Here is a 24,348-nt window from a genome sequence, read left to right as displayed (position 1 = left end):
TTTCATCCTTTTGTTGGTTGAGTGACTTCTTTTATCGCTTCCACTATTGGCGCAGGGTTCTGCGTATGTGGAACTTTTGTTATTAGAGTGCCATCGGGTTTTAAGAAATAAAAATAGGAGCTGTGGTCGAGCGTGTACTTGAGCTCCGAGTTAGGTAATTCGGTTTTACGAAAAATCACGCCGTATCGATTCGCCAACGATGCTGTAATATCCAGAGAGCCAGATAGGCCCTCTATCATTGCATGGAAGTAGTGAGCATAGGTCGCAGAAGACTCTGCATCATCACGCTCTGGATCTAACGAAACAAACATGGGTCTTAGCTGTTTTTTTGTTTCATCATCAATCTGATTTAATGCCCCTGCCAGCATGGCAAGCGAAGTTGGGCAAACGTCCGGACAACGAGTAAAGCCAAAATAGACAATACGGATACGCTTGTCCGACGTATCAAAGATATTCACCGCTTGGTTTTTTTCACCGTACAGTGTTACGTCAGACGCGGATTGCATCTCTTCTTGTTCTAGCGTTTTCTGAGAATCAAAATAGCTTTTGGTACCAAAACCAAGTACGAATGCCATGATTAAAACTAAAGACCAATTTTTACTCATCGTTCCATCCTTAATGCTGGTAGAACCGTTGTTTTACCGTCAGTGAGTTGTCCTACCCATGTCATTGAGTCACTGGTACATACGGGCAATATGATGTCAGATTCAAATTTGCCAGACTCTGTTTTCTTAAGTACGTATTTTACGGTTCCCATGTCCATTTCGACACCTTGTAGTCGCAGCTCAAGCTGCTCAGAATCGCTGTTAGGCCATGAAACCGAGAGACGATTTGCCACCAGAGGATGTACTTTGTCCTGAGCAAGAGTCATTGAGATATTCTGCTGCGAGCAAGGGGTCGTTGACAATACGCAGTATTGAGACAGATCAGTGCTCTTTGTTTCAGATGAGAAGAGCTTAATGATGTCGCTTGCAAAGAAACCAGCAAGAAGTGCGGCAATAATGAAGAGTAGTTTTAACGCTGAACGCATTTTCTTACACATGGTTAGGAAAGGTGTGCGCATCCTAGCATAAACGGAGATTAAGTTTAGGAAAAGTAGGGCAAAATGTGGAAGGGTTCAAGCAAACATTGAGGAGATGAATAGGCGACTGAAGCCGCCTATTAAGGGAATCTGAAACGATTAAATGTCGTGTTTCTCTGCGTATTTTTCTAGTCCCAAAACTAATGCGATTGCACAGCACATAAAGACAACAGCAATCAATAGCTGCGAAGACTGAGAGGTGATCGCTTCAAACTCAAATGGCGACAAGTTGTGCTGAACCAGTGGCACTTGTTCACCATGAGAGTTAGTGCGCCATGAAATTGTCTCTTTCCACGGCCAGATTTTCGGCAAAGTGCCCAGCATTAAACCCGTGAGGAACATTAAGGTGACTTCACGGAATCGTTTAAGCAACCAAGAAAGCACGTGAGAGAAGCTCAGTAAGCCAATCACACAGCCAGATAAAAACAATAGTAAGACGTCGATTTGTGCGTTTTTCACCGCACCCAATACCGTTGCATACATGCCAATTAGCAGCAAAATGAAACTGCCTGAAATACCCGGCAAGATCATCGCGCAAATAGCAATTGCACCTGCAAAGATGATGTTGATGTTGCTAAGTTCGAGGCTCAGTGGTTTCAAAATCGTAATGCTATAAGCAAAGGCGACACCTAGAGCCAAACATACCCAACGCGATGCGGTTTTGTGCTCCACTTGTTTGAGCATGTGGAACACCGAAACAAGGATTAAGCCAAAGAAGAAAGACCACGTTGGGATAGGGTGGGTGACCAATGCCCAAGAGATAAGTTTTGCAAAAGTAGCAATACTGGTGAATATTCCTGCAAACAGCGAAATGAGGAAAAAGCCGTTAATATACTGGAATGCAGCGGCAAAACCTTCGCGCTTCCAAATGCCGAGTAAGCTTGGATTTATGCGTCGAATACTTTCCAGCAAAGTATCGTAAATGCCGGTAATGAATGCGATGGTACCACCTGAAACGCCGGGAACAACATCCGCTGCGCCCATCGCCATTCCTTTAATGAAAGTACTAAAGTAGTTCATTTCAAACCTTTAAATGAGAATAGTGATGAGGAGTATAACGAAAAAGGAACGTCCATACTCCTAGGTTTTGGTGAGATATCGAGATTTTAAGGCTTTATGCAATACGTTCGACGTTCAACGTTAGCTTGGTGCCATTGAATTTCAGCTGGCTGAGTAGATTCTTAGCATTCTTTTGCCCAGCTTCATCAAACTCCATACCGTAACGTGCATAGTGAGTGGAACGTTGTAGGTTACAAACTTTACCCGTTAATGGCGCAAAAACTTTAGTGCCACGTTGATCTGCAAAGATCTCTATCGAGACCATTTCACCGACTTGATACGTTTTACCTACTGGTGGGGCGATAAATCGGCAGCCACATTTGGATAAATCACGAACTTCGCCACTGGCTTTGTGTTCACCACAGATCACTCTGCCTGGCAGATTGACATCAAAGCGAGGTTCCTTCCTCAGTTGTGTTACTTGCATTGAGCTTGGTATTGACAGCATGGCCAGCGGGATTGGCTCTTGAACGACATGCAACAACTGACTGCGAAAGTGGATCATTGCGCCTTCGCCACGCGAAGATATTGCACGAATATTGATCCAGAAACCTTCTTGAAAATAAAAGCTCATATCGCTCGCTGAGATATTTGGAATTTCAGCGAGAAGATACGTGTCAGAGTGAGTACCGATAAATGGTGTTCTACAGATAAACTTTGTGCCGACGGGAGTGGTAATGTTCAACTTCAATTCGCTACCGTGCTCGACCATTGCAAGAGCGTCGGTACTATTGAGGGTGATAACGGATTTAGTCGTTTTCGCGACATTTGTTTTAGTACTTTTAGTCGCTGGTTGCGGCGAGCTCATCCATAATCTCCAACAAGATAATTTATATTTTTTTTAAGAGTTGAGATTTTATGGTGATGCATTCAGACTTTCAATTCGTCATGGTTATAAATTAAGACTTAATTATCATTTTGGATATAAAAATGGAACATACCGTTATTTACGACAGAGAGAACGAGTGCTTTCGCGTCCACCTTGAAGGTGAGCATTACGCGGTTGTGCGCTATCAGTTCTTCGATAAGGCTATGCATATAACGTCGACCAAAGTCCCACAAGAATTACAGGGAAAAGGCTACGGAAAAATTATGATGGAAAGCGTTTTACCATTGATTGAAACGCAAGGGTTTAAGATTGTGCCCGTTTGCAGCTACGTAAAACACTATTTAGATCGCCATCCGCAATGGCAACATTTACGAGCGTAACTCTAGCGTGACGCTTACAAATGCATGGTCACTGGCGAATTTATCCAGCTCGAAACTTGGATTGATCAGATGCTGATCCTCAACGTGAAAATCAATGACTCGGGCGATATTGCGGTCTGTCTCTAAGCCGAATTCGCTCGACATCAGTATGTAATCCAAAACTTGCCCTGAAGCTCCTGTGTAATGAGTTGGTTGACGCTGAACCTTTCCCGTATGGCAATACAGCTCCCAGCTATCGGTAAGATGGTAGGGGAGGAGCGGCAGGTAAGAATCCGGCTGGCGAAAACGATGAGTAGAACGTAAGCAGGCGAACTCTTGGCTATCAAGCAGTTGGTTAAAATCACCCATTAATACCACCGGATGCCCAGTGGCTCTTTTTCTCTCCATGATCGCTTGATGCAATAGTGTTGCTTCGAATCCACGCTGCACAGTGGAAAGCCAGTTGCCATAGTTTTCTTGTTGCCATGTTTCAAACACGCTCGAACCTTCTTCCTTGTCCTCTAATGTCGGCCGCTGTGATTTAAAGTGAACGATATAGACATCCACTTTCCCTAGCACAGGATGGTTCAACGTTGCTCTAAGCGGTTTACGATAGAAGGTAAAAGCATCATCAGAATTTGGTTTCTTGGCCTCAACGGCCTCTATTTCTGTCAGTTCATAACGTGAAGCAATACCGACTACTGGGTGAGTGTAAATGTAGTCTTGAGATACCTTTGGTTGGTCTACAACAGCGAAATATGAGTAACCTAGCGGCTTTAACTGCGCCTGCAGTGCTTCTGCGCTGAAGATCTCCTGAAACCCGACCACATCCGCATCTAAGGTTAATAATTTCCGTTCTAACCACTGTTGTTTTTTATGCCATTGGTTGAGCTCGTAAATATTATTGAACTCGTAAAATGCGTTAGGGGGAGAGAGATAGTTGAACAAGTTTGCGGTAGCAAAACGGATTTGCATCGATTGCTCCTATTTTTATTAGGATCTGGAGACCCTAGTATTAATAGTTAGGTTACAGCTATAGCGGTATTGGTTAGACTGATAATATGATAACAAGGATGATAATACTTTTAATGAACACTAAAACTTGGCGTACCCCACAAAACTTCTTAATGGTTATTTCAGCGATTGTTCCGATTGCGTTTGCTAGCTGGATGGCACTGCTCAATAACTTTGTGATTGAAAAAGCGAACTTTGATGGAGCCGATATCGGTTTGTTGCAAAGTGTTCGTGAAGTACCGGGGTTTCTCGCTTTCACTGCTGTTTTTGTTCTGCTTTTTATCCGAGAGCAACGCTTTCTGTTGATCTCCCTTATGATGCTGACGTTGGGTACAGCAATCACGGGGTTGTTTCCTTCTCTGACCGGCTTGTTGCTAACCACTTTGTTGATGTCTACGGGTTTCCACTATTTCGAAACATTGAAGCAGTCACTATCACTGCAGTGGCTCAGTAAAGATGAAGCACCAGAAATGCTCGGTAAGATGATCTCTATAGGCGCACTGGCGTCGCTGCTGACTTACAGCGCATTGTGGATCATGCTTGAGCAACTGCATTTAAGTTATGAATGGGTGTATGGCATTACTGGCGGACTTGCTTTGGCCCTAGTTATTGTCGCTGCCGTTGCATTTCCAGAGTTCAAATCGGCTACACCGCAAAACAAGAAGTTGGTTTTACGTAAGCGTTACTGGCTTTACTACGCTTTGACCTTCATGAGTGGTGCTCGCCGCCAGATCTTCACTGTGTTTGCTGGCTTCTTAATGGTTGAGAAATTCGGTTATACAGCAGCAGACATCACGTTACTTTTCTTAATCAACTACGGTTTTAACTTCTTATTTGCCAAAAAAATTGGTCGTTTTATCGGTGTGGTTGGCGAACGCAAAGCGTTAATTGTTGAGTATGTTGGGTTGATTGGTGTCTTTGTTGGCTATGCTGTGGTGACAGATGCACACTGGGCTGCGGGACTCTATGTTATAGACCATCTTTTCTTCGCCTTGGCTCTGGCTGTGAAAACCTACTTTCAAAAAATCGCCGATCCAGCCGATATGGCGTCGACAGCGGGTGTGGCATTTACCATCAACCATATTGCAGCCGTCATTATTCCAGTCAGTTTCGGTATGCTATGGCTCATATCGCCAGCGGCGGTGTTCTATATCGGTGCAGGAATGGCGTGTGTATCACTGCTGCTATCTCTGAATATTCCTAAACAGCCAGAAGAAGGAAATGAAGTACGTCTATTCCGTTGGGCTTGATGTAGTTAAAAACGGTACGATGCAAAAATGTTCATTTGTCTCAGTTATGATAAGCATCTTATTGATAAGTTTCTGAATTGATTAGGGTCAAAGTCGCGACGGCTATCCCATGTTAAAAAAGCTGCAAAATATATCGTAATTTTTGAAATTACATTTCAACATGAACGTTAGTGAGCGCTATTTGCATGGAAGTTACTGAAAACAAAGATTACCCAGATCACGTCAGTTTTATTTCTACAACTGATCGTTCTAGTCACATCACTTATGCAAACCAAGTGTTTTGTGACATTGCTGAGTACTCGCAGGAAGAGTTGCTGGGTAATCCTCATAACCTAGTTCGTCATGGAGATATGCCCAAAGCGGCGTTCGGACAACTATGGAGCTACATCCAGGAAGGCAAAAGCTGGATGGGCATAGTTAAAAACAAATGCAAAAGCTCTAAGCATTACTGGGTTTCTGCATTCGTCACACCGATAAAAAACGAAAAGGGCGAGATCATTGAGTATCAATCGGTTCGCTCTAAACCTACGGCTGAACAGGTGAAGCGCGCTGATGCGCTTTACAAAGCAATTAACGCGGGTAAAAAAATCTCCCTTACGCGTTCTCCTTTAACCAAACTTCTGATGTTGATAAGTGTTCTCGGATTGGCAACTAATCTTTATTGGATGTTGCAGCAGCAGACTTGGTTATTGGGTGCGCTTTCCAGTGCATTTCTATTAGCGCTAATGATCGGAATCGCCCATGTACAGCGCCGATTAAGTCATATGCAGGCATTGGCTAGCGAAGCCTATTCCAATCCTCTGTTAGAAAAGGTGTATACCGGCCGTCGCGACGAGTTTTCCCAAGTAGAACTGGCGCTTATGATGCGCAAGGCTGAGTTAAGAGCTGTTACAGCGCGAAGCGGTGATACTTCTGGTCGTATTTTGAAAGATGCCCAACATGAGTTTGAAACGGCCAAATCGATAGAGCAAAGCTTAACCGCGCAACATGCTGAAACGGAACAAGTCGCATCAGCAGTAGAGGAACTTACATACTCTATTCACGATATCGCCAGTGCGGCTTCGCTGACTTCTCAACTCACTCAGGAAGCTCGTTCTGAATCCATTACTGGCTTAAAGAGCATTAAAGCAACCGTGAGCAAAGTTAATGAGTTGGATAAAGAGCTGCTCAACAGCCAGACTATTTTGAAAACATTGTCTGCCCATACCAAGCAGGTTGAATCGATCCTAGATGTGATCAGTGCGATTTCAGAGCAAACCAATTTACTTGCGTTAAACGCGGCGATTGAAGCTGCACGAGCTGGAGAGTCTGGTCGGGGATTTGCTGTGGTGGCAGACGAAGTTCGTCACTTAGCGATTAAAACCAATGACTCGACAACCGAAATTCATAGCATGATTACAGAACTGCAAGATCTTGCGGCTCAAGGTGTAAACGCCATTCAGCGTGGTTCAGATTTGTCTCAGCAGTGTATTGTAAGCGCAGACGAAACTGGCGGGATGATCAACGATATCACGTCAAAACTGGAGCAGGTATCTGACCGAAGTCAGCAGATAGCGGTTGCAGTAGAGCAGCAGGCGATTGCGACCAAAGAGATCACCGCGAATGCGGTCAATATTAAGACGTTAACGGAAAAAACCGCTCAGTCTTCGGCTGACTCGGTGAACCGTACCAGAGTGTTGGTAGCAAATCTTAAAGAGTTGCAGAGACTCATCAGTCAGTTTGAACGTAACTGATAGATCACCTGTTAGTTTGGTAAGCAGCAAATTGATGACACTCCGTTGTCATCAATTTAGCGTGACTAACTTATATAGGGGTAAGAAGTCGAGGCTAGTTGTTATGATCTTTGATGTCGTATTGGTAATCAACATTGACTAAACCGCGATAAGACGTTTTGTCCGGTTCAACCATAATTGATTCAACTTTCAGTTCGCTGTTGTTGATTTTAACGCTGTCAGGAACAACCAGCGGTTCAACAACACCTAGCTTGAAAGTGAGCTCTTCCGAAGATAACTCTCTCAAATCGTGAATAATTTTGAATCCTGCTTGCTGCGCTTTTTGTTCAGAATTGAACACTTCTGTTTGCAGTGTGGTTTCTGATTGTTTGGTTTGGGTAGCAGCCAATACACTACCACTTACGACCATCATAGTGATTAATGCGAGCGCTTTTTTCATGTGAATACTCCTTTAACTGTCGTTGTTATGCCCTTCCGACAAAAAGCGACACGGTGTTGATGCTATTCATCTGCCCGTGACAACTTGTTGTTTGGGTATCATGTGCATGTTGAGCACGAAATTATCCTAACAACAGACATGTAAGGAGTCCGTCAACCAATGTAAAACGATAGAAATCTTATCTTCAACTTTCTGACAATCCTGATTTAGTTGCGGTTTTTTCTAACACTGTAAAACTATTGACCAAATTTTGTTCGCATTATTACGTACACAGTAAGGTTTAGTGCGTTATATCTGAGTCGAATACCACCAGAGCACAGAACAGCAAACCAGATACATGATGGTGATGTAGCGCCAGTTGGCCTTAAGCAATGCTTTTGCACTGATATCGTAGCGAGACTGAATACTGAGTTGGACACCAGAAAAAGGTGAGGCGGTAATGCCTAATGACCAGCCCATCAGTAGAGTTAAACCAAGCATATTAGGGTCTGCCATTGAAGGCGCAAGTACACTGCCCGCCAGTACCACACTGGTTACTGGGTGCATTCCTGTCATCGCCAAAGCAATCAGTACGGCGACAGTCACACTAGCTTCAATCGGGCCAAAATGTTGCGGTGCTAATTGAATGTTCATTGCATCTAAAGAGGCAGCAACTCCGGAGGCGAGCATTGCAGCGGCAGCAAACAGAACCACTTCGCCGCTGGAATTGGCAATTCCAGACTCAATATGGTTACGTGCCGCGACAATTGCGTGATAGCCCTTATTAATCAGAAGCCACAAAGCGATAAAGCACAAAGACGTTAAAGTCACCAGAGAGAGTACGCTAATGTGCGGATAGAACTTATGAGCGGCGATTACAACGGATGCAAGTAAAGCGGGCATCCACAAAGAGTAGATAGAAATTGGGTAGCCCGAAACAGAGTCTGCATCTGCTCGACGAACAAGTTGCCAGCCGCTTATGGCTAATGCCACAGCGCATACCGGAATACCGTAGCTTACCAAGGTACCAAGTTCTGAGCCGGGAGCACTGGTCAACGCTAAACCCATAGAAGCAAAAAACGGTGACCATAACGCACAGGCAGCGAAGCCTCTCAGTAACACTAAACCTTGAGTTGTTCTGAGTTTGCTTTGTGTTGCCAGCTTATCGCCGATAATCATAACGGACGATATGTTGAGCACAGTGCCAAATAGATGAGCGCCAAGCAGAGTCCGAATAACAGCGCTTTTGCCTTGAGGGAGCGTTTCTCCTGTTTTGACGCTATTGACCGCGAAAATACGAAGAAACCCAACGCCGACGATCATCGCCACCACGGTTTGGTTGGCATCTAAGGCTTTTAACAGATAACGTCCATCAAGCCCTTTGAACACTCCGTAGAGCAAGCCAATTGAGCCCAGTAGCATCAGCAGGATAATTTGTTTTCTTTGTGTTGGTTTGACGTAGGACACGAACAGCATGACGACTAGCCAGATAGGAAGTCCCGCCCAATAGCCGCTGAATAGACCTGTGATCTGAGCGACGAGCGAAAGTAGTACGCTAAGCATTAACAACCAGCCGCCAGTAGCAGCAACAGAGGGTTTCATAGTTTTAAGTACGCCAAACGAAAAGTGAATGAAATGTAGGGAAGTGGCGATATTTGTTGGAATTATTGTTGTTTATACACAAAACGCTTGAACAAAAAGCTTCAAGCCGTAACGGTATGATTGTTTACATATTACTCATCAATGTTGCGGGCGCAATAGCGATTGTGAATAAAATTTAGGCGCACTAAAAATGGGCGGTTTAACCACGCAAGCAAGTCTGGAAATAGCTAACTTCGTTAGTCGCTAACTTGTATACATTTGCAGGTTTGCCGCCTTTACCTTTGCTCGACGCTGCAATTTTGTTGGCACTGACAATAATGCCAGTGTCAATCAAGCGTCGCTTGATAGTCATACGGTTTACTTCAACGCCAAACTTGCTGTAGGCATCAATAATGTCTGCCACCAGGAATTCTTTTTCCAATAGGAACAGAACCACAGAGGTATATTCCACCGCCGCTCTAAGCTTTTTCCATGCGTGCTGAATCTGTGCGACGTGGTCAAAAGCCAGTTCCATTTTTTCATCAAGCAAAGGTGGCAAGTCAAACCAATCCGCGCGGCTTTTGTCTGTTCCTGCATTTTCGATTTGCTGAACATTGGATGGATTGAGAAGCGCATAGTGAGAAATGCTGATACTCCAGCCTTCCGGATCTCGTTTAGGGTTGCCATCCACCAGAGGATCACTGATGTAATTGGGATAGGTGTGTATCTTTTGGCGACAGATTCTTCGGTGTGCAGAATTGAAATCTTCATCTGCGGGCTCGCCCCTTGACTGGTCATATCTTCGTCGTAAACGAATCCGCCCGGCAGCGCCCATTTACCGCAGTCAGGGCGGTTTGGGTTACAGCGTTTTACGAGTAGGGTCTGAATCCCCGATGGTGCGAGACGAAGGCAAACCATATCAATGGTAACAATCATAATAAGAATCCTGACATTTGGTGGCACCATTCTAGGCAAGTGAATATTGAGGGTCAATGTAAATAACATATCGTGACAAACTAGATTGGAAATTTTAGAAAAGACGGAGGTAGTTGCAATAAGTCTCTGTAATTAAAATGAATCAATGCAGACGAGTTCCAGAGCTATAAAACGACACTTTTTGTGTGGTTTGTAACAAAGTTTGACAAACTAAAAGGGTTGAATTATTGTTTATGGCAAAGTTAGGAACAAAATGTTACTAACGCGAACCACTCCTTGCAGTAAACAGAAGGAAGGCATCATGAGCAATCGCCTATTCTCTCCTCAAATCATCCGCAGTCTATTGGATTTAGATGCCTATAAAATCAATATGATGCAGGCGATTCATTCCAACTATCCTGATGCACAAGTGCGTTATGAACTGATTGTTCGTAGCGATGAAGATGTCAGTGACTTACTGGAAGAAGTTGGTGAAGAAATTGCTCATCTGTCCTCTTTAAGATTCTCGGATGCTGATATCGCCTATTTAGGTGCTCTTTTCCCGCATTTGAAACCGTCGTTCATTCAGTCTTTACGCTATTTCCACTTCCAGCCTGAACGTCAGGTTGAGTTAGATGTGGTTAAACAGGACGGTAAAAATCAGCTGCGAATCAGCATTCAAGGTTCTTGGCGTGACACCATCTTGTACGAAACCATAGTGATGGCGATTGTGTCTGAAGTTCGCAACCGTCGCCGTTGGGCGGATGTGCCTGCTGAACTGCCAATACAAGTGTTTGCCGAGAAAATAGCATTGCTGAAATCAGAAATCGCTAAACGCGGCATTACCAATTTCTCACTAACCGAAATGGGGACGCGCCGCCGCTTCTCCGGTCAGGTGCAAAGAGATGTGATGGCGCATCTTAAAAAAGAAATACCGGAATTGTTATTGGGTACCAGTAACTGCCACTTTGCCCGTGAGTTTCATTTAAAACCAATTGGCACTATCGCCCACGAGTGGTTCATGGGGCATCAAGCGTTAGTGAATGTACGTGATTCTCAGCGCGTGGCACTTGAACAATGGCTAAACGCATTTGAAGGCCAGATCGCTATTGCACCAACAGATACACTCACGATTGATGCTTTCATCAGTGACTTCAATATGCACCTAGCTAAAGCCTACAGTGGCGTTAGGCACGATTCCGGTTGCCCGTTTAAGTGGGGCGACCGAATGATTGCTCACTATGAAAGCCTTGGTATTGACCCGAAATCAAAAATCTTCATTTTCTCCAACGGATTGAACTTCAATGAAGCATTGGATCTGTGCGAATACTTTGCAGGTCGAGTTCAGATTTCCTTCGGTATCGGTACGTTTTTGACTAACGATCTCGCAGGTTGGCAGAATGATCAGGGCAAGAGCTACAAGCCGCTTTCTATCGTGATTAAGTTGACAGAGTGCAATGGCAGACCTGTAGCGAAGATCAGTGATGAGCCGGAAAAAGCCATGTGTGAAGACCCACTGTTTCTCGCCAACTTGAAGCGCAGATTCGATATTGAAGTCGATATCGATGCCTTGATTAAATCGCTCAAGAAACAAAAGCAGACTAAGCACAAGTACATCGTCGCTGCTTAATCCGTCAGTCATACTATTAAATGAGCCTTCTCTGGTTTTTTCACTAGAGAGGGCTTTATTTTTATGTCACGATACCGGTTTCATTCCGCCTCTAAAAAGGATTGCTTTGATATGAGTTTCACTCCAGTAAAAACAGCCGTTATTGGTTACGGCTTTTCCGCAAAAACCTTCCATCTTCCATTTATCAAAGCGCTACCAGAATTAGAGTTATCCGCTATCAGCTCCAGTCAACAAGCGAGTGTTGAAGCTGACTGGCCGCAAGCGAAGTGGTTTGCTGATGCGAATGAATTACTAGATAACAGTGATGCAGAACTGGTGATCATCACCGCGCCAAACGATGTGCATTACTCACTGACAAAACGCGCTCTGGAAAATGGCAAACACGTTATCGTTGAAAAGCCGTTTGTTACTCGAGTGGAAGAGGGTGAAGAGCTCATCGCTCTGGCTGAAGAGAAAGGACTCGTGCTGAGCGTGTTCCACAACCGCCGCTGGGATGGTGATCTTCTTACAGTGAAAAAACTCATTGATGAGGGCCGCCTTGGCGAAGTGAAATTGTTTGGATCTCACTTCGATCGCTACCGTCCGGAAGTTCGCCAACGTTGGAGAGAAATGTCCGCTGACGGCGGCGGCATTCTGTTTGATCTAGCGCCTCATTTGCTGGATCAGGCGCTTATGTTGTTCGGGATGCCACAAGCCATCAATGCACAATGCAGAAACATGCGCCCGGGTTCGACCACCAACGATTACTTTAATCTCATTCTGCATTACCCAGAACATCTGGTTCACTTGCACGGCAACATGTATAGCCCAGAGCCGAACTTGCGATACAAGGTATTAGGCACCTTGGGTAAATATGAAAAATACGGATTAGACCCGCAAGAGCAGTGCCTAAAAGATGGCGTGGAACCAAACGCATCAGGCTGGGCGAAAGAAGAGGAATCTTCGTACGGCAAACTGTATCTGGAAAATGAATCTCACACGATTACCACCGAACACGGCTGCTACGAAATGTACTTTAAGGCTGTTGCATCGGCTATTCGTCTTGGAACAGAAAACCCTGTACCAGCGACGGAAGCACTGAAAAATATCACCCTGATTCAGATGGCGATGGAAAGCAGCGAAACGGGTCAAACGCTCACGGTGAACCTATGAGTTACACCCTAGAAAGCTTAATTGAACAAGAACAGCAGCTTGAGTTGGAATATTTCAACCAAGATGTTGCTTGGCAGTTGGGCTCCTGCATTAAAACACTTGCCGAGAAAAAAGGCGCGTCGATATCGATAGAAGTGTTTGGTTTCGGCCAAACCTTATTTCAATATTGCATGATGGGTTCGAGTGCGGATCAGCTGGATTGGATTCGTCGTAAGCGTAATTCAGTGCTCTGTTATGGCAAAAGTACTTACTACTTGTCACTCTACAATGAGGGGAAGAAGCGAGTATTTGAAACTCAGCCACACATTGACCCGAATGAATACTGTGCTCACGGCGGCTCATTCCCAATCCGAATCAAAGGTTCTGGTTTAGTGGGAGCGGTAACGGCATCTGGGTTGGCCTCGCTGGAAGATCACGAGCTGGTAACCGAGGCAATGAAGCAAGCGCTGGAATCTCAAAAAGCTCAATAAATACTGAGAACGACAAGGAGGTCGTGAATTATGTCTCAAACAACGTGGAGTGATTTTAGACGCACGCTGCACCAGTATCCTGAACTCTCAAACCATGAGCATCAAACCGCTCATCGTGTCAAAGATGTGTTTAAGCGTTTCCAGCCGGATGAAACGGTGTCTTCTCTTGGCGGTCATGGCGTCGCTTTCGTCTTTAACGGTTTCAAAAAAGGGCCCACAACCTTAATTCGTTGTGAGTTGGATGCGTTACCAATCGAAGAGTGTAATGACTTCGCTCATCGTTCGGTTCATCAGGGCGTGTCGCACAAGTGTGGTCATGATGGTCATATGGCAATAGTGACTGCATTAGGTGAAATGCTCTCCGAAAACAAACCGAAATCTGGTCGCGTTATTCTCGCTTTTCAACCAGCAGAAGAGACGGGAGAAGGGGCTATCAATATGGTGAATGACCCTTCGTTTTCCAATTATCTACCGGACTTCGCTTTTGCTTTGCATAATTATCCGGGTCTGGAGTTAGGGCATGTAGCGGTAAAATCCGGTTCTTTTAACTGCGCTTCTCGCGGGATGATCATTCGCCTCAAAGGGAAAACCTCTCATGCAGCTCATCCTGAGAATGGAGTCAGCCCTGCTTTGGCGATGTGCAGCATTATTGAATCCTTGGCTGCCTTACCTGAAACCCTTACTCAAAGAAGTTGGGTGACCGTTATTCATGCATCTCTTGGTGAAATTGCTTTTGGTACTTCACCGGGTGATGCAGTGGTTATGGCGACGCTGCGCAGCGAAACCAACGAAGCAATGGAGAGTTTGGTTCATGCAGCAACAGAAATTGCGCAGGAACTGGCACAGCAACATGGCCTGACGTGGTCGCTTGAATGGCAGGATGTTTTTCAGGCCAGTGTGAACTCGCAACTTGGCGCTGAGCTGGTGGTGAAAGCGTGTCAAAGCACTCAGACACCTTGCCACATTCTTAAGGAACCAATGCGCTGGTCGGAAGATTTCGGACAGTTTACAGCGGTTGCAAAAGAGGGCGCGATGTTTGTGCTCGGCTCAGGCAGCAAAAGCCCACAACTTCATAACCCAGATTACGATTTCCCCGATGAGTTAATACCAGTTGGTAAAGCGGTATTCGCAGACCTAATCGAACAGATTAATGGTTTAAATAGAGCTTAAACCTAAACAATAACGGCATATTAAGATGCCGTTATTGAATTAAACTTATGTAAATTAAGTGTGTTTGTTATTTGATGCCCACTTAATGAGCTCAACGACGAACCGACCACATCCCCAAATGAATCTTTCATGTCCACTTAGCCAACAGCTATAAGTTCTGGCGCGTAGATCTAGTTCGCACTCCCACCTTCCTCCTCGCCAAATTTCCGCTAGTTTAAAATGCGTGGAGGAAGACTGAATTGCAAGGCTTTGAGAGAATTTGAAGAAAGACATCGTTTATGGACAAAACTTTCTTCGTTCAAATGACCAAGTGGGACGGTTAAGATAAGAAAAAGTATCTTGAAACCTCAAACGTTTGTTAGCGCACAACTCTTAATGAATGTCGTGAATTATATTGATAACACCTGCTAACTTAAGCTCTTGAGCAACTTCTTTTTGAAGAGATGTGACTGATTTCGTGATATCTCGCCCCAATAATAAACGGTCATAGCCGTGTGTATGCAGCAATATTGAATCACTCGAATGAGAAGGTCCCGCTTGATTAACCATATGTGTTATTAACTCAGGAGCTGTTGCTACTGGAGGTGCTGGCCAAAGATCATTTTCTCGCCTTTTTGCTAACACCCAAAGCGCTACGATTGTGCTTTGTTCCTTTGTGTACTTATTCATCTATCTCTTCCTTGTTTGTATAGTGTGTACTAACGCCCGCTCAAGTGGTGAGCAACGCAATAGCGAAACTCCTGCATAATCACCTTAAACACAAAAACCAACGCATAGTGAAAATGTCACGCGTTGCAAATCCCTTTTGAACAGTTTGTTAAATTACTTATACGGGAATTCATCGGCTTCATATAGAGTTAAATCACTACCATCTTCAATACTGACTTCGGTGAATTCAATAATAGCCTTCTTAGTTTTGTCGTAAGAAAACGCAATGGAAGTGTTATATGTTTCATCAAAAGTCATTTCTTTAGTGAAAGTAGGAATATAAACATACTCTTTATCTATACCATCCCAAATTGCATGCTCATAGTCTTCTCCAGATATATCTGCCAAGATATTGAACGATACTTGTAGAGAAACATATGCATTGTGCTCATCGACTTCTATGACATGGATATCATCGATATTAATTCTATTTAATCCGACCCCGGTAACTTCAGCATAATTTCTACCCTCAAAAACAAAACCTGAGTTCATGAACTCTTCTGAAACAACCTCCTCTATCCACGATAGGTCTTTGTCAATACACTCGTGAACCACAGAAGTTAGTAGCTGTTCTGCTTGGTTGTATATTTCGAGAAACTCGGAGATAGTTTTAAGGCTATGGCACTGCTCTGATGTCTCGCAGTAACCGATCAAATCACCATCACCGCTGATGACATAAACTTCCTGCTCATTGGCATCAAGCCAAGCTTGTAGGCTCAATAACGATATTGCATCAGGAAACTCATCTTTTTTCTTCCCTTCACTAAATGGGAACTTAGCGCCAAAGTACCTTGAAACAAGCTCTTTTACACTGCATTGGTCTGCATCCAATACCGTTACGTTACTTTGAAACAAAAACAAGTTCCAACCAGCGTGGACTTGCTCCTGTATTAACTTGTCATTGAAATCTTTCAGGGCTTCAACAAGTTCATTTGGTACACCGCTTTCAATAAATGCGAGATCCTTAGTAAATCGATCTTTCGAATTGATGACCTGGTCGCTTTTATCATTCAGCTTACTTTCAACTTCACCTTTAACTATCTCGGAGATATAGATATTGATTAAGGAGTACTCTCCTAGCTTCGATAGTTTTTTCAGTACACCCGAATCAAAGCGAAAGCCCTGCTGCATGAAAGACTGAGTGTCTATGAATACGTTCCTAGTTTGCATAATATCCTTACTTATTCGTAGGAGCCTGAAAGTAATTTAACGCCCTGTTAAGGGGTGAGCGACGCAACACCAAAGCCGACGCGTACCACCTTAAACACTAAAACCAACGCATAGTGTAAATGCCACGCGTTGCGAATCCCTCTGAAACAGTTTGTTATACCGTTGATTCACGCTGCTGCTCTTTAAATTTATCGATTGAAGCTTGGATCGTTTTTTTTGACTCAAACTCTGGAATACAAGAATAAATTAGCCACTTATGGATAAGGCTAGGCTTCCCTTTGAAGGCAACAAATGAGCGTATTTTTGCGTACCGTTGAAGTTGTTTAGAGTCAGTATAGATATGAGTTAAAACAAACGCTCTCTCGTAAGCCAAAAGATAATAAAATACATACACATATGGTAGTAAAGATACCGACAGCAACATCGGAACCAAGAAATCTCGGAATGTATCAACACTGACAAACTTACCTGGCTCATTATATATATTTAAGATTGAGTCGATGAAAATCAAAGCTCCCATTATGGCTAAAATATAGTCAGATATTTTTTGTGCTTGCTTATACTCTGGTTTACCTTTGGCAAAAGCACTACAACACGCAAATAGTGTAGCTGTCGTTACTAGAAATAATTCAGTTATAAAGCCGTAAGAGTGAAACGCTACTAGGAACTCAATTAGTACAATCAGCTTAACCTGAGAATTTAACGATGCTTTCAAGTACTCTTTGGGTTCGGTGATCTTAGTCGTATTCATAAGCTGAACAAAGCCAATAAACACAAACCACAGTATCGTATTTTTAAGTTGCCCTGCATTCCAAACATCGATGCTATAAAGTAAATATACGACAATTGAAATATATAAAAGCAGAGTGCCAGTGGTTATCAGTATGGCTTTTTGGCAAAAGGATTCTAGGACTAACTCTATAGCAGATAGAACCTCTTTGCTTTTTATGGAAACCCAAATGAAGACAACAATGACCAGAGTAGCTGTAGCCAACTCTCGATTATTAAAAATATCCAAATGTCCTCCTGAGCCTAAAAACGGTATAACAGTATTTTTTAGCTAGACACATTCCATATAAGCATAAAGAAGAACAACGAACACAATCAGTTATCATATTGTTTTAATTAAAAATTAAAAATTAAAAATTAAAAATTAAAAATTAAATCCAAAATCCAAAATGAAGACATTGTCGGTATATCATCCTATAAAAACTAACTACATATTTAGTTATTAGAATAAATAGGTCAAATGATGATAAAAGAAATGTGTCCTAAATCTTAGGTTGATGCACTTTGGGGCAGTATTTAGTTAAAACAGTACGGAAAACTGGAGATGTTGAATGGCTGTAAAAATATCTATTCGGCTTAAATTACTCACCAAATTATTCGTAGCAAACGTGACCTAGGAAATGAATTGTTAGCTGCTGGTGTGTTCAGTTTGTCGCGGTCTTCACTGCACTTACAAATTACCAATTAGTATTAATGGTCTTCTTTGACGGTGCAGTGATTTAGTTGGTAAGAGAGATAATCAGTTCAATGGTGCTTGGTTCAGTTGTGCTTCCTGCATTTCTGATAAGCCGCCACCGTTGTGAACATTGATGAAGCCCTGTTTCACAAGAGATTCCATCGCCATACCCGAGCGATTTCCACTGCGGCAGTAAACGACAATAGAACGATTTTTGGCGATATCTGCAAAACCAGTTTCAACCGTGTTGAGTGGAATATTAATCGCGTTATCGAGGTGACCTTGAGCGAATTCTTCAGGGGTTCTCACATCAACAACCAGTGCGCCACTTTCAATCAGTTCCCATGCGGTATCAGCTCGCTGTGATGCCAAAGCTGAACCTGCTGGTAACGCCATTGCGCCACCTAAAAGTACACTTAATAGCTTTTTCCACATAACCTTACATCTCCTTGGTGGATATCCTACTGAACTCATTATGAACGCAATTTTCCGAGTTCGACAATAAAAACCTCAAGCGCTTTTGGGTGTTCATTCCAACATTCGAATAGAGGCTGGGTTCACATCTTCTAAGACGAGTTTAGGCCAAAGAGTAAGCCAGTTTTTCTTGTGTACTCTTTGAGTAAAAGCATCGGGTTGAGGGAAGTGTGGATTGAGAGCAACGTTTAGCGACCAGTTCTCTTCTAGGCCAAAAGGGGCACAAAAAGTGAGTTGGTCATCTACGCCCAAATGAACACCAACACAGGTTGGCACTTCTACCCAATGGGCAATGGCATGTTCGGTACTTTGATATGGGGAATGACCATGATTTAAGTGCATCCGAGCTTGATTTCGGACTTCCCAATTGATGTGCGGAAGTGAACTCTTCAACTGATTTTGAAAGCGAAGCTCAGTATCGTGGCTTAGATCTTCAGTATCGAAATAGACCAAATCAATGTCGTTTAGTGGTGTGATTTCCGGTTTGGAATGCAGATGATCCCAAATAGCATTTCTGAGAAAGCCCGCAGCGAGATACCAGTTAGGTAAAGCAAGCATTCGTGCCACTGTGAGACATTCCATTCTGAACTCATCACCTTTTATCAGTAGGTTTGTTTGCTCGACAACGCTCATCTTTGGGCTTCCTAAATGTCTATTGCTTAGCTTGCCGCTTTCAATTCGCTTAATACATCGTGCATTGAGTTGCGAATGTATGGACCGAGCGCCAGCACATCGTCACAAGGTTTGACTAAGTCAGGGATTTGATAAGTGATCATGTTCGCAGCCATCGCAGATTTTACACCGTTGTTCGAATCTTCAAAGGCAAGGCAATGCTCTGGGGCGATATTTAAACGCTCAGCAGCGAGAAGATAGATCTCTGGATCTGGTTTACCATTTTTCACTTCACAGCCTGTCGCGTAGGTATCGAAGTACTGGTCAAGCTCAGCCAAACGCAGTTTAACGGTGGCAACGTCGCGTTGAGTGGAAGTAGCGACAGCGGTAGGAATATTGTTCTTTTTCAGCCATTGCAGAAGTTCAACAACCCCTTCTTTGACAGGAATCGCTTGGTGCTTCACAACCGCATCGTAGCGCTTACGCCATTCTTGATGCAGTACTGGGTAATCTAAATCAGGGCCGTAACCTTCACGTAAGGTTTGTTCTATTCCCGCTGCGTTTTTGCCAATGACAGACAGGTAAATCTCTCGGTGGAAAGGTACGCCTACTGCGTAGCAGGCTTGTTCGAAGATTTCTAAACAGACTTGCTCGGTATTCAGCAATAGTCCGTCCATATCAAAAATAGCAGCTTTGAATTTCATTATTACAACTTTGAGCTGGTGTGCGGAAGCTCGTTATTCTCCCATATTCTGACTTTGAAGTGAGAATTTTTTTATCGCCTTGAAAGTGTCTGCTTATCTTTTCTTACGTAACGCATTAGGCCGAGAGAGATTTTTTGCGTTGGGTTATCCTTACGCCCCCGTTTTTGGGATCAGCTTCAAACAACATACCGGCTTAAGCCGTCTTGGAAGGTAAAATCGTTGAAATCTGCATCAATTCAGCAATGGGTGCCAGGGTTGCACCAGCTCAAAAATTATGACCGCTCGTGGCTAAAGGATGATATTCGCGCGGCAGTCTCTGTTGTTGCTGTTGCGTTACCGGTGGCGATTGCCTATGCCCAGTTAACGGGTGTGTCAGCTATTGTGGGCTTGTATTCCTGCATCCTGCCAATGATCGTTTACGCTCTGTTCGGTACGTCTCGCCAACTGATCGTTGGTCCTGATGCTGCTACTTGTGCGGTAGTTGCTGCGGTCGTTACGCCATTAGCTGGTGGTGACCCTATTCGTCATATGGAACTGGTCACGGTGATGACGTTAATGACAGGGGGATGGTGTATCTTAGCCAGCCGCTTCAAGCTCGGTATTTTGGCGGATTTCTTATCTCGTCCAATATTGATTGGTCTATTAAATGGTGTGGCGTTGACCATTATCTTTGGTCAGTTGGTGAAGTTTATCGGGATTAAAAATTCTGAGGAATTCTTACTGCAGAATGTGATTGATACGCCTTGGATTATCTTCGATGTGCATTGGCAGACCGTTGCAATAAGTGTTGTGACGGCGGTGATTTATTTTGGCTTTAAGAAGTTTCAGCCTAGCTCTCCTGCCGCAATGATCTCAATTTGTGTTGCGAGTTTATTGGTGTGGTTTTTCCAACTTGATGAACAGGGTGTCAAGGTGATTGGTTCTATCCAAGGCGGATTGCCAACGCTCCACGTTCCAAATATTGAAGTGACAACGTTACGTGAACTGGTGATGCCTGCGCTCAACTTAGCTATGGTGAGCTTTGTGAGTATGATGCTCACTGCCCGCAGCTTTGCGGCCAAGAATGGTTACGAAATCGATGCGGATAAAGAGTTTCAGGCATTGGGTTTGGCGAACTTGGCTTCTGCGTTCTCGCAAGGCTTTGCGATCAGTGGTGCTGATTCTCGTACCGCAGTGAATGATGCCAACGGCGGTAAAAGCCAAATGGTTTCCATTATTGCTGCGCTGTTAGTGGCTGTTATTGCTATCTTCGTTTACGAGCCTTTACGTTATATTCCAATTGCGGCGTTGGGTGTGGTGTTAATCATTGCTGCCACATCATTGGTCGATTTATCGGGGATTTGGCAAATGAGGGTCCGCAACAAGGACGCATTTTACTTAGCGATGATTACTTTCGTCGGCGTATTGGTGATTGGTGTGATTCCGGGAATTACCATGGCGGTGTTGCTAGGTTTAGTGCAGTTCCTGCGAGTGATCATGCGTCCAACTGATGAACTTCTGGGTTTAGATAAAGAAGGAACCGTGCGCGCTTTAGATAGCTCAGACAAAGCTTCGCCGATTCCGGGTTTAACGATCTACCGTTTTAATTCTCCACTCACTTACTTCAACTCGCCTTACTTTAAGCGTCGAGTGCTGGATCATTCGGAAGCGGCAGCCCCAGAAGAGAAGTGTTTTATTATCGACGCGGTGTCTTGTTTTACTCACTTCGATTTAAGCGTTATGGCGACGCTTGCCGATGTGCACAAAATTCTAAAAGGCCGCGGTATCCGATTGGTTGTCGCTGGGCGCAAACCAAGTATGCGTAAGTGGTGTGAGTTAAGTGGTATTCCCGTCGGCGACGGTGGCCTAGTATTACGCGCAGATATGTTCGTGGCGATCAAACTCAGTGGCTGTTATTTCAATGCTGTTGGGGAAGGGCACATCCCTGAAATTCAGAAAGAACCCGATAGCTCAGTCGAAGATATTCGTGTTGCTCCGAGTGTTGCTTAAAGAAGTTCCAAGTAAAGCGAACCTACCACTTTAGTTTCTCAGTTTTAATGGTCTTTATTCGAGTAAGTTTTTGCCTGAACAGGTTAAAAGTTACTTGGATGAAGGCTATTTTTTTGGCGATGATTTTAAAGTATTGAAAGTATTAAACAAAATTCTTGGTACGGACTTTGGTTGTCGTATAGCAAAGCCAATAATAAACAACGTAGTCAATGAGTGATTATTGGTTAGTTTTGCTACTCAATTAAGGTAATCATTGGATGATCAATCGAATTAAATTTGCGGTGTTTTTCTGTTCATTAATCTTTTTATCGGGATGTGTGAAAGATGATTTCGTTACATATAAACCGAAACTGGGCGATGAAAAAACGTATCAAATAGAGTTAACAAAGCGCCTAGTCTATGAAGGCCGCGATCTAGAGGAAAATCCTGTTTTATTTAAACAACTTAACCAAACTCAGTTTAAGGTTGACGGGATTCGTCCTGAAGCTATAAGTCTTGATCAGCGTTACGATTATTTTTCTCTCGAAGGGATTGATGGTTCTTTTAATAGTGTGATTGATGACACTTCGAATCGATATAAAGATATTCGCCAGCTGCTGTTAGAAGGCTTTAATTTGTCATTGGATAGGTCATCTACGGAACTCCCTATTTATTCAGCAAACAATCAAGATCTATGGAATAAGCTGAAAGATGCTGATAAGGAAGATCGAGTACAAGAGTTAGATGTGATGAAGTTTGTACCCATGATAGCGAAAAGCATCCCTGCGAAAGTAGGGGCTCAGGTACCGCTAAACGATTTTTGGGGACAGCCCGCGACATTAAAAGTAGAACTGATTGATGAACACGTGATAACGGCAACCATTGACGCTTTTTCTGACGACAAACAAACGGGTGTGGTGGCTAAGGTCACCATTGATCGCCAAAATGGTTGGGTTCGGAGCTTATCAATGATATCAAAGCAACCTGCACATCTGCCTGACTTGTACAATCCAACTTATGTTTTAACACATGCGCAAATAGCGGTTTCAGAATTATCTCTACAGGACATTCCTTATGCAGATGATGTTTTTCAGGACTCATCTCAGAATGTGGTGTCGGAACCTAAATTTTACGACTATGAAATTTTTGATATAGAGCCAACGGGCAAGTTGGTGGGAAATACCAAAGGTGCCTTTTATTTTGATAAAGATAGGTTGAGGTTGGTTTACCCATCAGTCGTTGAAGGTGGTGAGAATTATTACAGTTATAGTCTGGATAAACTTTATGCGCTGGATAAAAACGGCCAGCGAGACAAGCAAAAGTTTTGGTTAGAGGGCTATTACAGAGAGTGGAAGTCTTGGGAATCTGATGGAATTGTTTCTCTGGATTTTCCCGCCTTGCCTTTAGGTTGGGATGCAGAGAAAAAATTAGATGATTTTCATGCGTTTGAAGGGGAAGTATCTATTCAACACCACCAAAGAGTTAAAGAGGAGGTGGAGTGGGTTTCTGGTCAGAACCGAGTATTGAATGTACAGGGGATTGATGTTCGGATTCTTCCTGTGTCAGATACCTCTGAACACTACTTGATAGTCGCCAAACACAGCGGAGACAGCTGGCTTGCTCCATATGTTGTTGAAACTGGAGGGACGACGAAAAATGCTTATGTGACTTCATTAGATCGAGTACGTTCATTAATCTCTAATGAACAATTTGACTCTTTAGATTTCAGTGAAGATTGGAATCTTGATTATTCTATCTTCGAAGTGATATTTTCTCAGAAACCCAACAACGTACAGTTTTATATTGACTATACCGACCCAGCCAAGAGCATCACGCAGCTAGTCCAATTTGTGGATTATTTTTCTTATCTTGAAGATACAAACAATCCATCATTTGTGGAAACCATCAACGATGCCAATGAGCTACCTAAGAGCGAAGAGCCATTCTCTATTGAATCTGCCTTCCCAGTCGTGTCGGATATATATGGGTTAAAGTTTACCCTTCCTCAAGACTGGCAACAAAGCTGTGAGTTAAGGGTTGCAAAAGGGTTTTCAGTTAATAATCATTCAGTCTTGTGGCTTCGCAACGGCAGTCAAAGATCCGAATTTTTCTTGTCAACAGAAGATGGTATACGCCGAAATTTCTATAACAAAGAAGTGACTACAGAACTGATTTGCAACTCTCGACCAGAAGAAACGTATTTCACTCCTCAAACCGTATCTAACAAACCTTGGTTGATTAACGTTGATTCTTTAAATGAGTTGGACCCCAACGTCGATGTTCTCTCTATGACGATTGAAACGTTTGTACAACGTTTCAAGTTCTACAATCGTGACCAAAATTCTTTAGTTGTGTTAAATGCTCAGAAGGAGCTTACAGGTTTTGAAAGCTTCAGTAACAGTGGTGCGCCAGATAGATATAGGGTAAATCCATTTCGTCAGGAGTTACTGAGCAGTATTTTAAGCGATGAGGGATACCTTGTGGTATCAGGTGTTGTTACTTCAGGGAAAATGACTTCTCTGCAACCATATCAGTACCAGCGGCAGTGGCAGCACTCTTTCCCAGCTTTCCCTTCGGAGCAATAAG

Annotated in this window: 22 protein-coding genes and 1 pseudogene; 9 read left to right on the top strand and 14 right to left on the bottom strand. The window is 43.5% G+C overall.

The genetic code is table 11. The features are described from left to right. Nucleotides 1–2: 2 nt before the first annotated feature. From P4S58_RS20205 to P4S58_RS20190, 4 genes are all read right to left on the bottom strand, one after another. On the bottom strand, nucleotides 3–605 hold the full coding sequence (locus P4S58_RS20205) for an SCO family protein (RefSeq protein WP_042479258.1): 603 nt from the start codon (nucleotides 603–605) through the stop codon (nucleotides 3–5). Further along, nucleotides 602–1,030: a hypothetical protein gene (locus P4S58_RS20200; RefSeq protein ID WP_042479254.1), complete on the bottom strand. Its 429-nt coding sequence runs from the start codon at nucleotides 1,028–1,030 to the stop codon at nucleotides 602–604. The genes P4S58_RS20205 and P4S58_RS20200 overlap by 4 nt, the downstream gene beginning before the upstream one ends. Nucleotides 1,031–1,180: 150 nt before the next feature. Next, on the bottom strand, nucleotides 1,181–2,101 hold the full coding sequence (locus tag P4S58_RS20195; RefSeq protein WP_337165406.1) for a DUF368 domain-containing protein: 921 nt from the start codon (nucleotides 2,099–2,101) through the stop codon (nucleotides 1,181–1,183). A 94-nt stretch (nucleotides 2,102–2,195) separates the two neighbouring features. Then, on the bottom strand, nucleotides 2,196–2,948 hold the full coding sequence (locus P4S58_RS20190; RefSeq protein ID WP_102953167.1) for a flagellar brake protein: 753 nt from the start codon (nucleotides 2,946–2,948) through the stop codon (nucleotides 2,196–2,198). Nucleotides 2,949–3,070: 122 nt separating this feature from the next. Between P4S58_RS20190 and P4S58_RS20185 the strand changes: the two genes are divergently transcribed. Beyond that, nucleotides 3,071–3,349: a GNAT family N-acetyltransferase gene (locus P4S58_RS20185; RefSeq protein WP_102940002.1), complete on the top strand. Its 279-nt coding sequence runs from the start codon at nucleotides 3,071–3,073 to the stop codon at nucleotides 3,347–3,349. On the opposite strand, the gene P4S58_RS20180 is transcribed toward P4S58_RS20185, so the two are convergent. Continuing rightward, on the bottom strand, nucleotides 3,338–4,303 hold the full coding sequence (locus P4S58_RS20180) for an endonuclease/exonuclease/phosphatase family protein (protein WP_337165403.1): 966 nt from the start codon (nucleotides 4,301–4,303) through the stop codon (nucleotides 3,338–3,340). The two genes, P4S58_RS20185 and P4S58_RS20180, sit on opposite strands and share 12 nt — an antisense overlap. A 113-nt stretch (nucleotides 4,304–4,416) precedes the next feature. Between P4S58_RS20180 and P4S58_RS20175 the strand changes: the two genes are divergently transcribed. Continuing rightward, complete coding sequence (locus P4S58_RS20175; RefSeq protein WP_042479239.1) at nucleotides 4,417–5,592, top strand: MFS transporter; 1,176 nt, start codon at nucleotides 4,417–4,419, stop codon at nucleotides 5,590–5,592. A gap of 185 nt (nucleotides 5,593–5,777) precedes the next feature. Then, nucleotides 5,778–7,325, top strand: a complete 1,548-nt coding sequence (locus P4S58_RS20170; RefSeq protein WP_337165401.1) for a methyl-accepting chemotaxis protein — start codon at nucleotides 5,778–5,780, stop codon at nucleotides 7,323–7,325. Nucleotides 7,326–7,419: 94 nt separating this feature from the next. On the opposite strand, the gene P4S58_RS20165 is transcribed toward P4S58_RS20170, so the two are convergent. From P4S58_RS20165 to P4S58_RS20155, 3 genes and pseudogenes are all read right to left on the bottom strand, one after another. After that, nucleotides 7,420–7,764, bottom strand: a complete 345-nt coding sequence (locus P4S58_RS20165) for a DUF3316 domain-containing protein (RefSeq protein WP_042479229.1) — start codon at nucleotides 7,762–7,764, stop codon at nucleotides 7,420–7,422. A 288-nt stretch (nucleotides 7,765–8,052) separates the two neighbouring features. Next, nucleotides 8,053–9,345, bottom strand: a complete 1,293-nt coding sequence (locus P4S58_RS20160; protein ID WP_337165399.1) for a hypothetical protein — start codon at nucleotides 9,343–9,345, stop codon at nucleotides 8,053–8,055. A 199-nt stretch (nucleotides 9,346–9,544) separates the two neighbouring features. Next, nucleotides 9,545–10,260, bottom strand: a pseudogene (locus P4S58_RS20155) (NUDIX hydrolase). Nucleotides 10,261–10,561: 301 nt separating this feature from the next. On the opposite strand from P4S58_RS20155, the gene pncB reads away from it, so the two are divergent. From pncB to P4S58_RS20135, 4 genes are all read left to right on the top strand, one after another. Next, nucleotides 10,562–11,869, top strand: coding sequence for a nicotinate phosphoribosyltransferase (pncB, locus tag P4S58_RS20150; protein ID WP_337165398.1), 1,308 nt, complete (start codon nucleotides 10,562–10,564; stop codon nucleotides 11,867–11,869). Nucleotides 11,870–11,980: 111 nt separating this feature from the next. Then, nucleotides 11,981–13,021, top strand: a complete 1,041-nt coding sequence (locus P4S58_RS20145) for an oxidoreductase (protein ID WP_337165395.1) — start codon at nucleotides 11,981–11,983, stop codon at nucleotides 13,019–13,021. Beyond that, nucleotides 13,018–13,491, top strand: coding sequence for a heme-degrading domain-containing protein (locus tag P4S58_RS20140; protein WP_102987364.1), 474 nt, complete (start codon nucleotides 13,018–13,020; stop codon nucleotides 13,489–13,491). Before P4S58_RS20145 ends, P4S58_RS20140 begins: the two co-directional genes overlap by 4 nt. Nucleotides 13,492–13,521: 30 nt before the next feature. Further along, the gene (locus tag P4S58_RS20135; RefSeq protein ID WP_102965172.1) at nucleotides 13,522–14,661 is read left to right on the top strand and encodes an amidohydrolase; all 1,140 of its coding nucleotides are present in this window, start codon (nucleotides 13,522–13,524) and stop codon (nucleotides 14,659–14,661) included. A 372-nt stretch (nucleotides 14,662–15,033) separates the two neighbouring features. On the opposite strand, the gene P4S58_RS20130 is transcribed toward P4S58_RS20135, so the two are convergent. The 6 genes from P4S58_RS20130 to P4S58_RS20105 form a co-directional block, all read right to left on the bottom strand. Further along, nucleotides 15,034–15,330, bottom strand: coding sequence for a hypothetical protein (locus P4S58_RS20130; protein WP_337165393.1), 297 nt, complete (start codon nucleotides 15,328–15,330; stop codon nucleotides 15,034–15,036). Between the two features lie 153 nt (nucleotides 15,331–15,483). Then, complete coding sequence (locus P4S58_RS20125) at nucleotides 15,484–16,539, bottom strand: PIN domain-containing protein (protein WP_337165392.1); 1,056 nt, start codon at nucleotides 16,537–16,539, stop codon at nucleotides 15,484–15,486. A 154-nt stretch (nucleotides 16,540–16,693) separates the two neighbouring features. Continuing rightward, complete coding sequence (locus P4S58_RS20120) at nucleotides 16,694–17,557, bottom strand: hypothetical protein (RefSeq protein WP_337165391.1); 864 nt, start codon at nucleotides 17,555–17,557, stop codon at nucleotides 16,694–16,696. 510 nt (nucleotides 17,558–18,067) lie between these two features. Then, nucleotides 18,068–18,439 (bottom strand): rhodanese-like domain-containing protein, encoded by a 372-nt coding sequence (locus P4S58_RS20115; protein WP_373279477.1) that lies wholly within the window; start codon nucleotides 18,437–18,439, stop codon nucleotides 18,068–18,070. Between the two features lie 93 nt (nucleotides 18,440–18,532). Beyond that, the gene (locus P4S58_RS20110) at nucleotides 18,533–19,111 is read right to left on the bottom strand and encodes a nucleotidyltransferase family protein (RefSeq protein WP_102965177.1); all 579 of its coding nucleotides are present in this window, start codon (nucleotides 19,109–19,111) and stop codon (nucleotides 18,533–18,535) included. A gap of 26 nt (nucleotides 19,112–19,137) precedes the next feature. Continuing rightward, entirely contained in the window at nucleotides 19,138–19,794 is a 657-nt protein-coding gene (locus P4S58_RS20105; protein ID WP_102962401.1) for an HAD family hydrolase, read from the bottom strand. A gap of 219 nt (nucleotides 19,795–20,013) precedes the next feature. Between P4S58_RS20105 and P4S58_RS20100 the strand changes: the two genes are divergently transcribed. Then, complete coding sequence (locus P4S58_RS20100) at nucleotides 20,014–21,783, top strand: SulP family inorganic anion transporter (protein ID WP_102953698.1); 1,770 nt, start codon at nucleotides 20,014–20,016, stop codon at nucleotides 21,781–21,783. A 257-nt stretch (nucleotides 21,784–22,040) separates the two neighbouring features. Continuing rightward, a complete protein-coding gene (locus P4S58_RS20095) occupies nucleotides 22,041–24,347 on the top strand; it encodes a hypothetical protein (RefSeq protein ID WP_337165387.1) in 2,307 nt (768 codons plus the stop codon). Nucleotide 24,348 lies beyond the last annotated feature (1 nt).

Origin of the sequence: Vibrio sp. Hal054 (assembly GCF_037162405.1) — a bacterium.
Lineage (GTDB): Bacteria > Pseudomonadota > Gammaproteobacteria > Enterobacterales > Vibrionaceae > Vibrio > Vibrio diazotrophicus.
The sequence above is the reverse complement of the archived record's forward strand: the minus strand, read 5'-3'. Positions and strand labels throughout refer to the sequence as shown.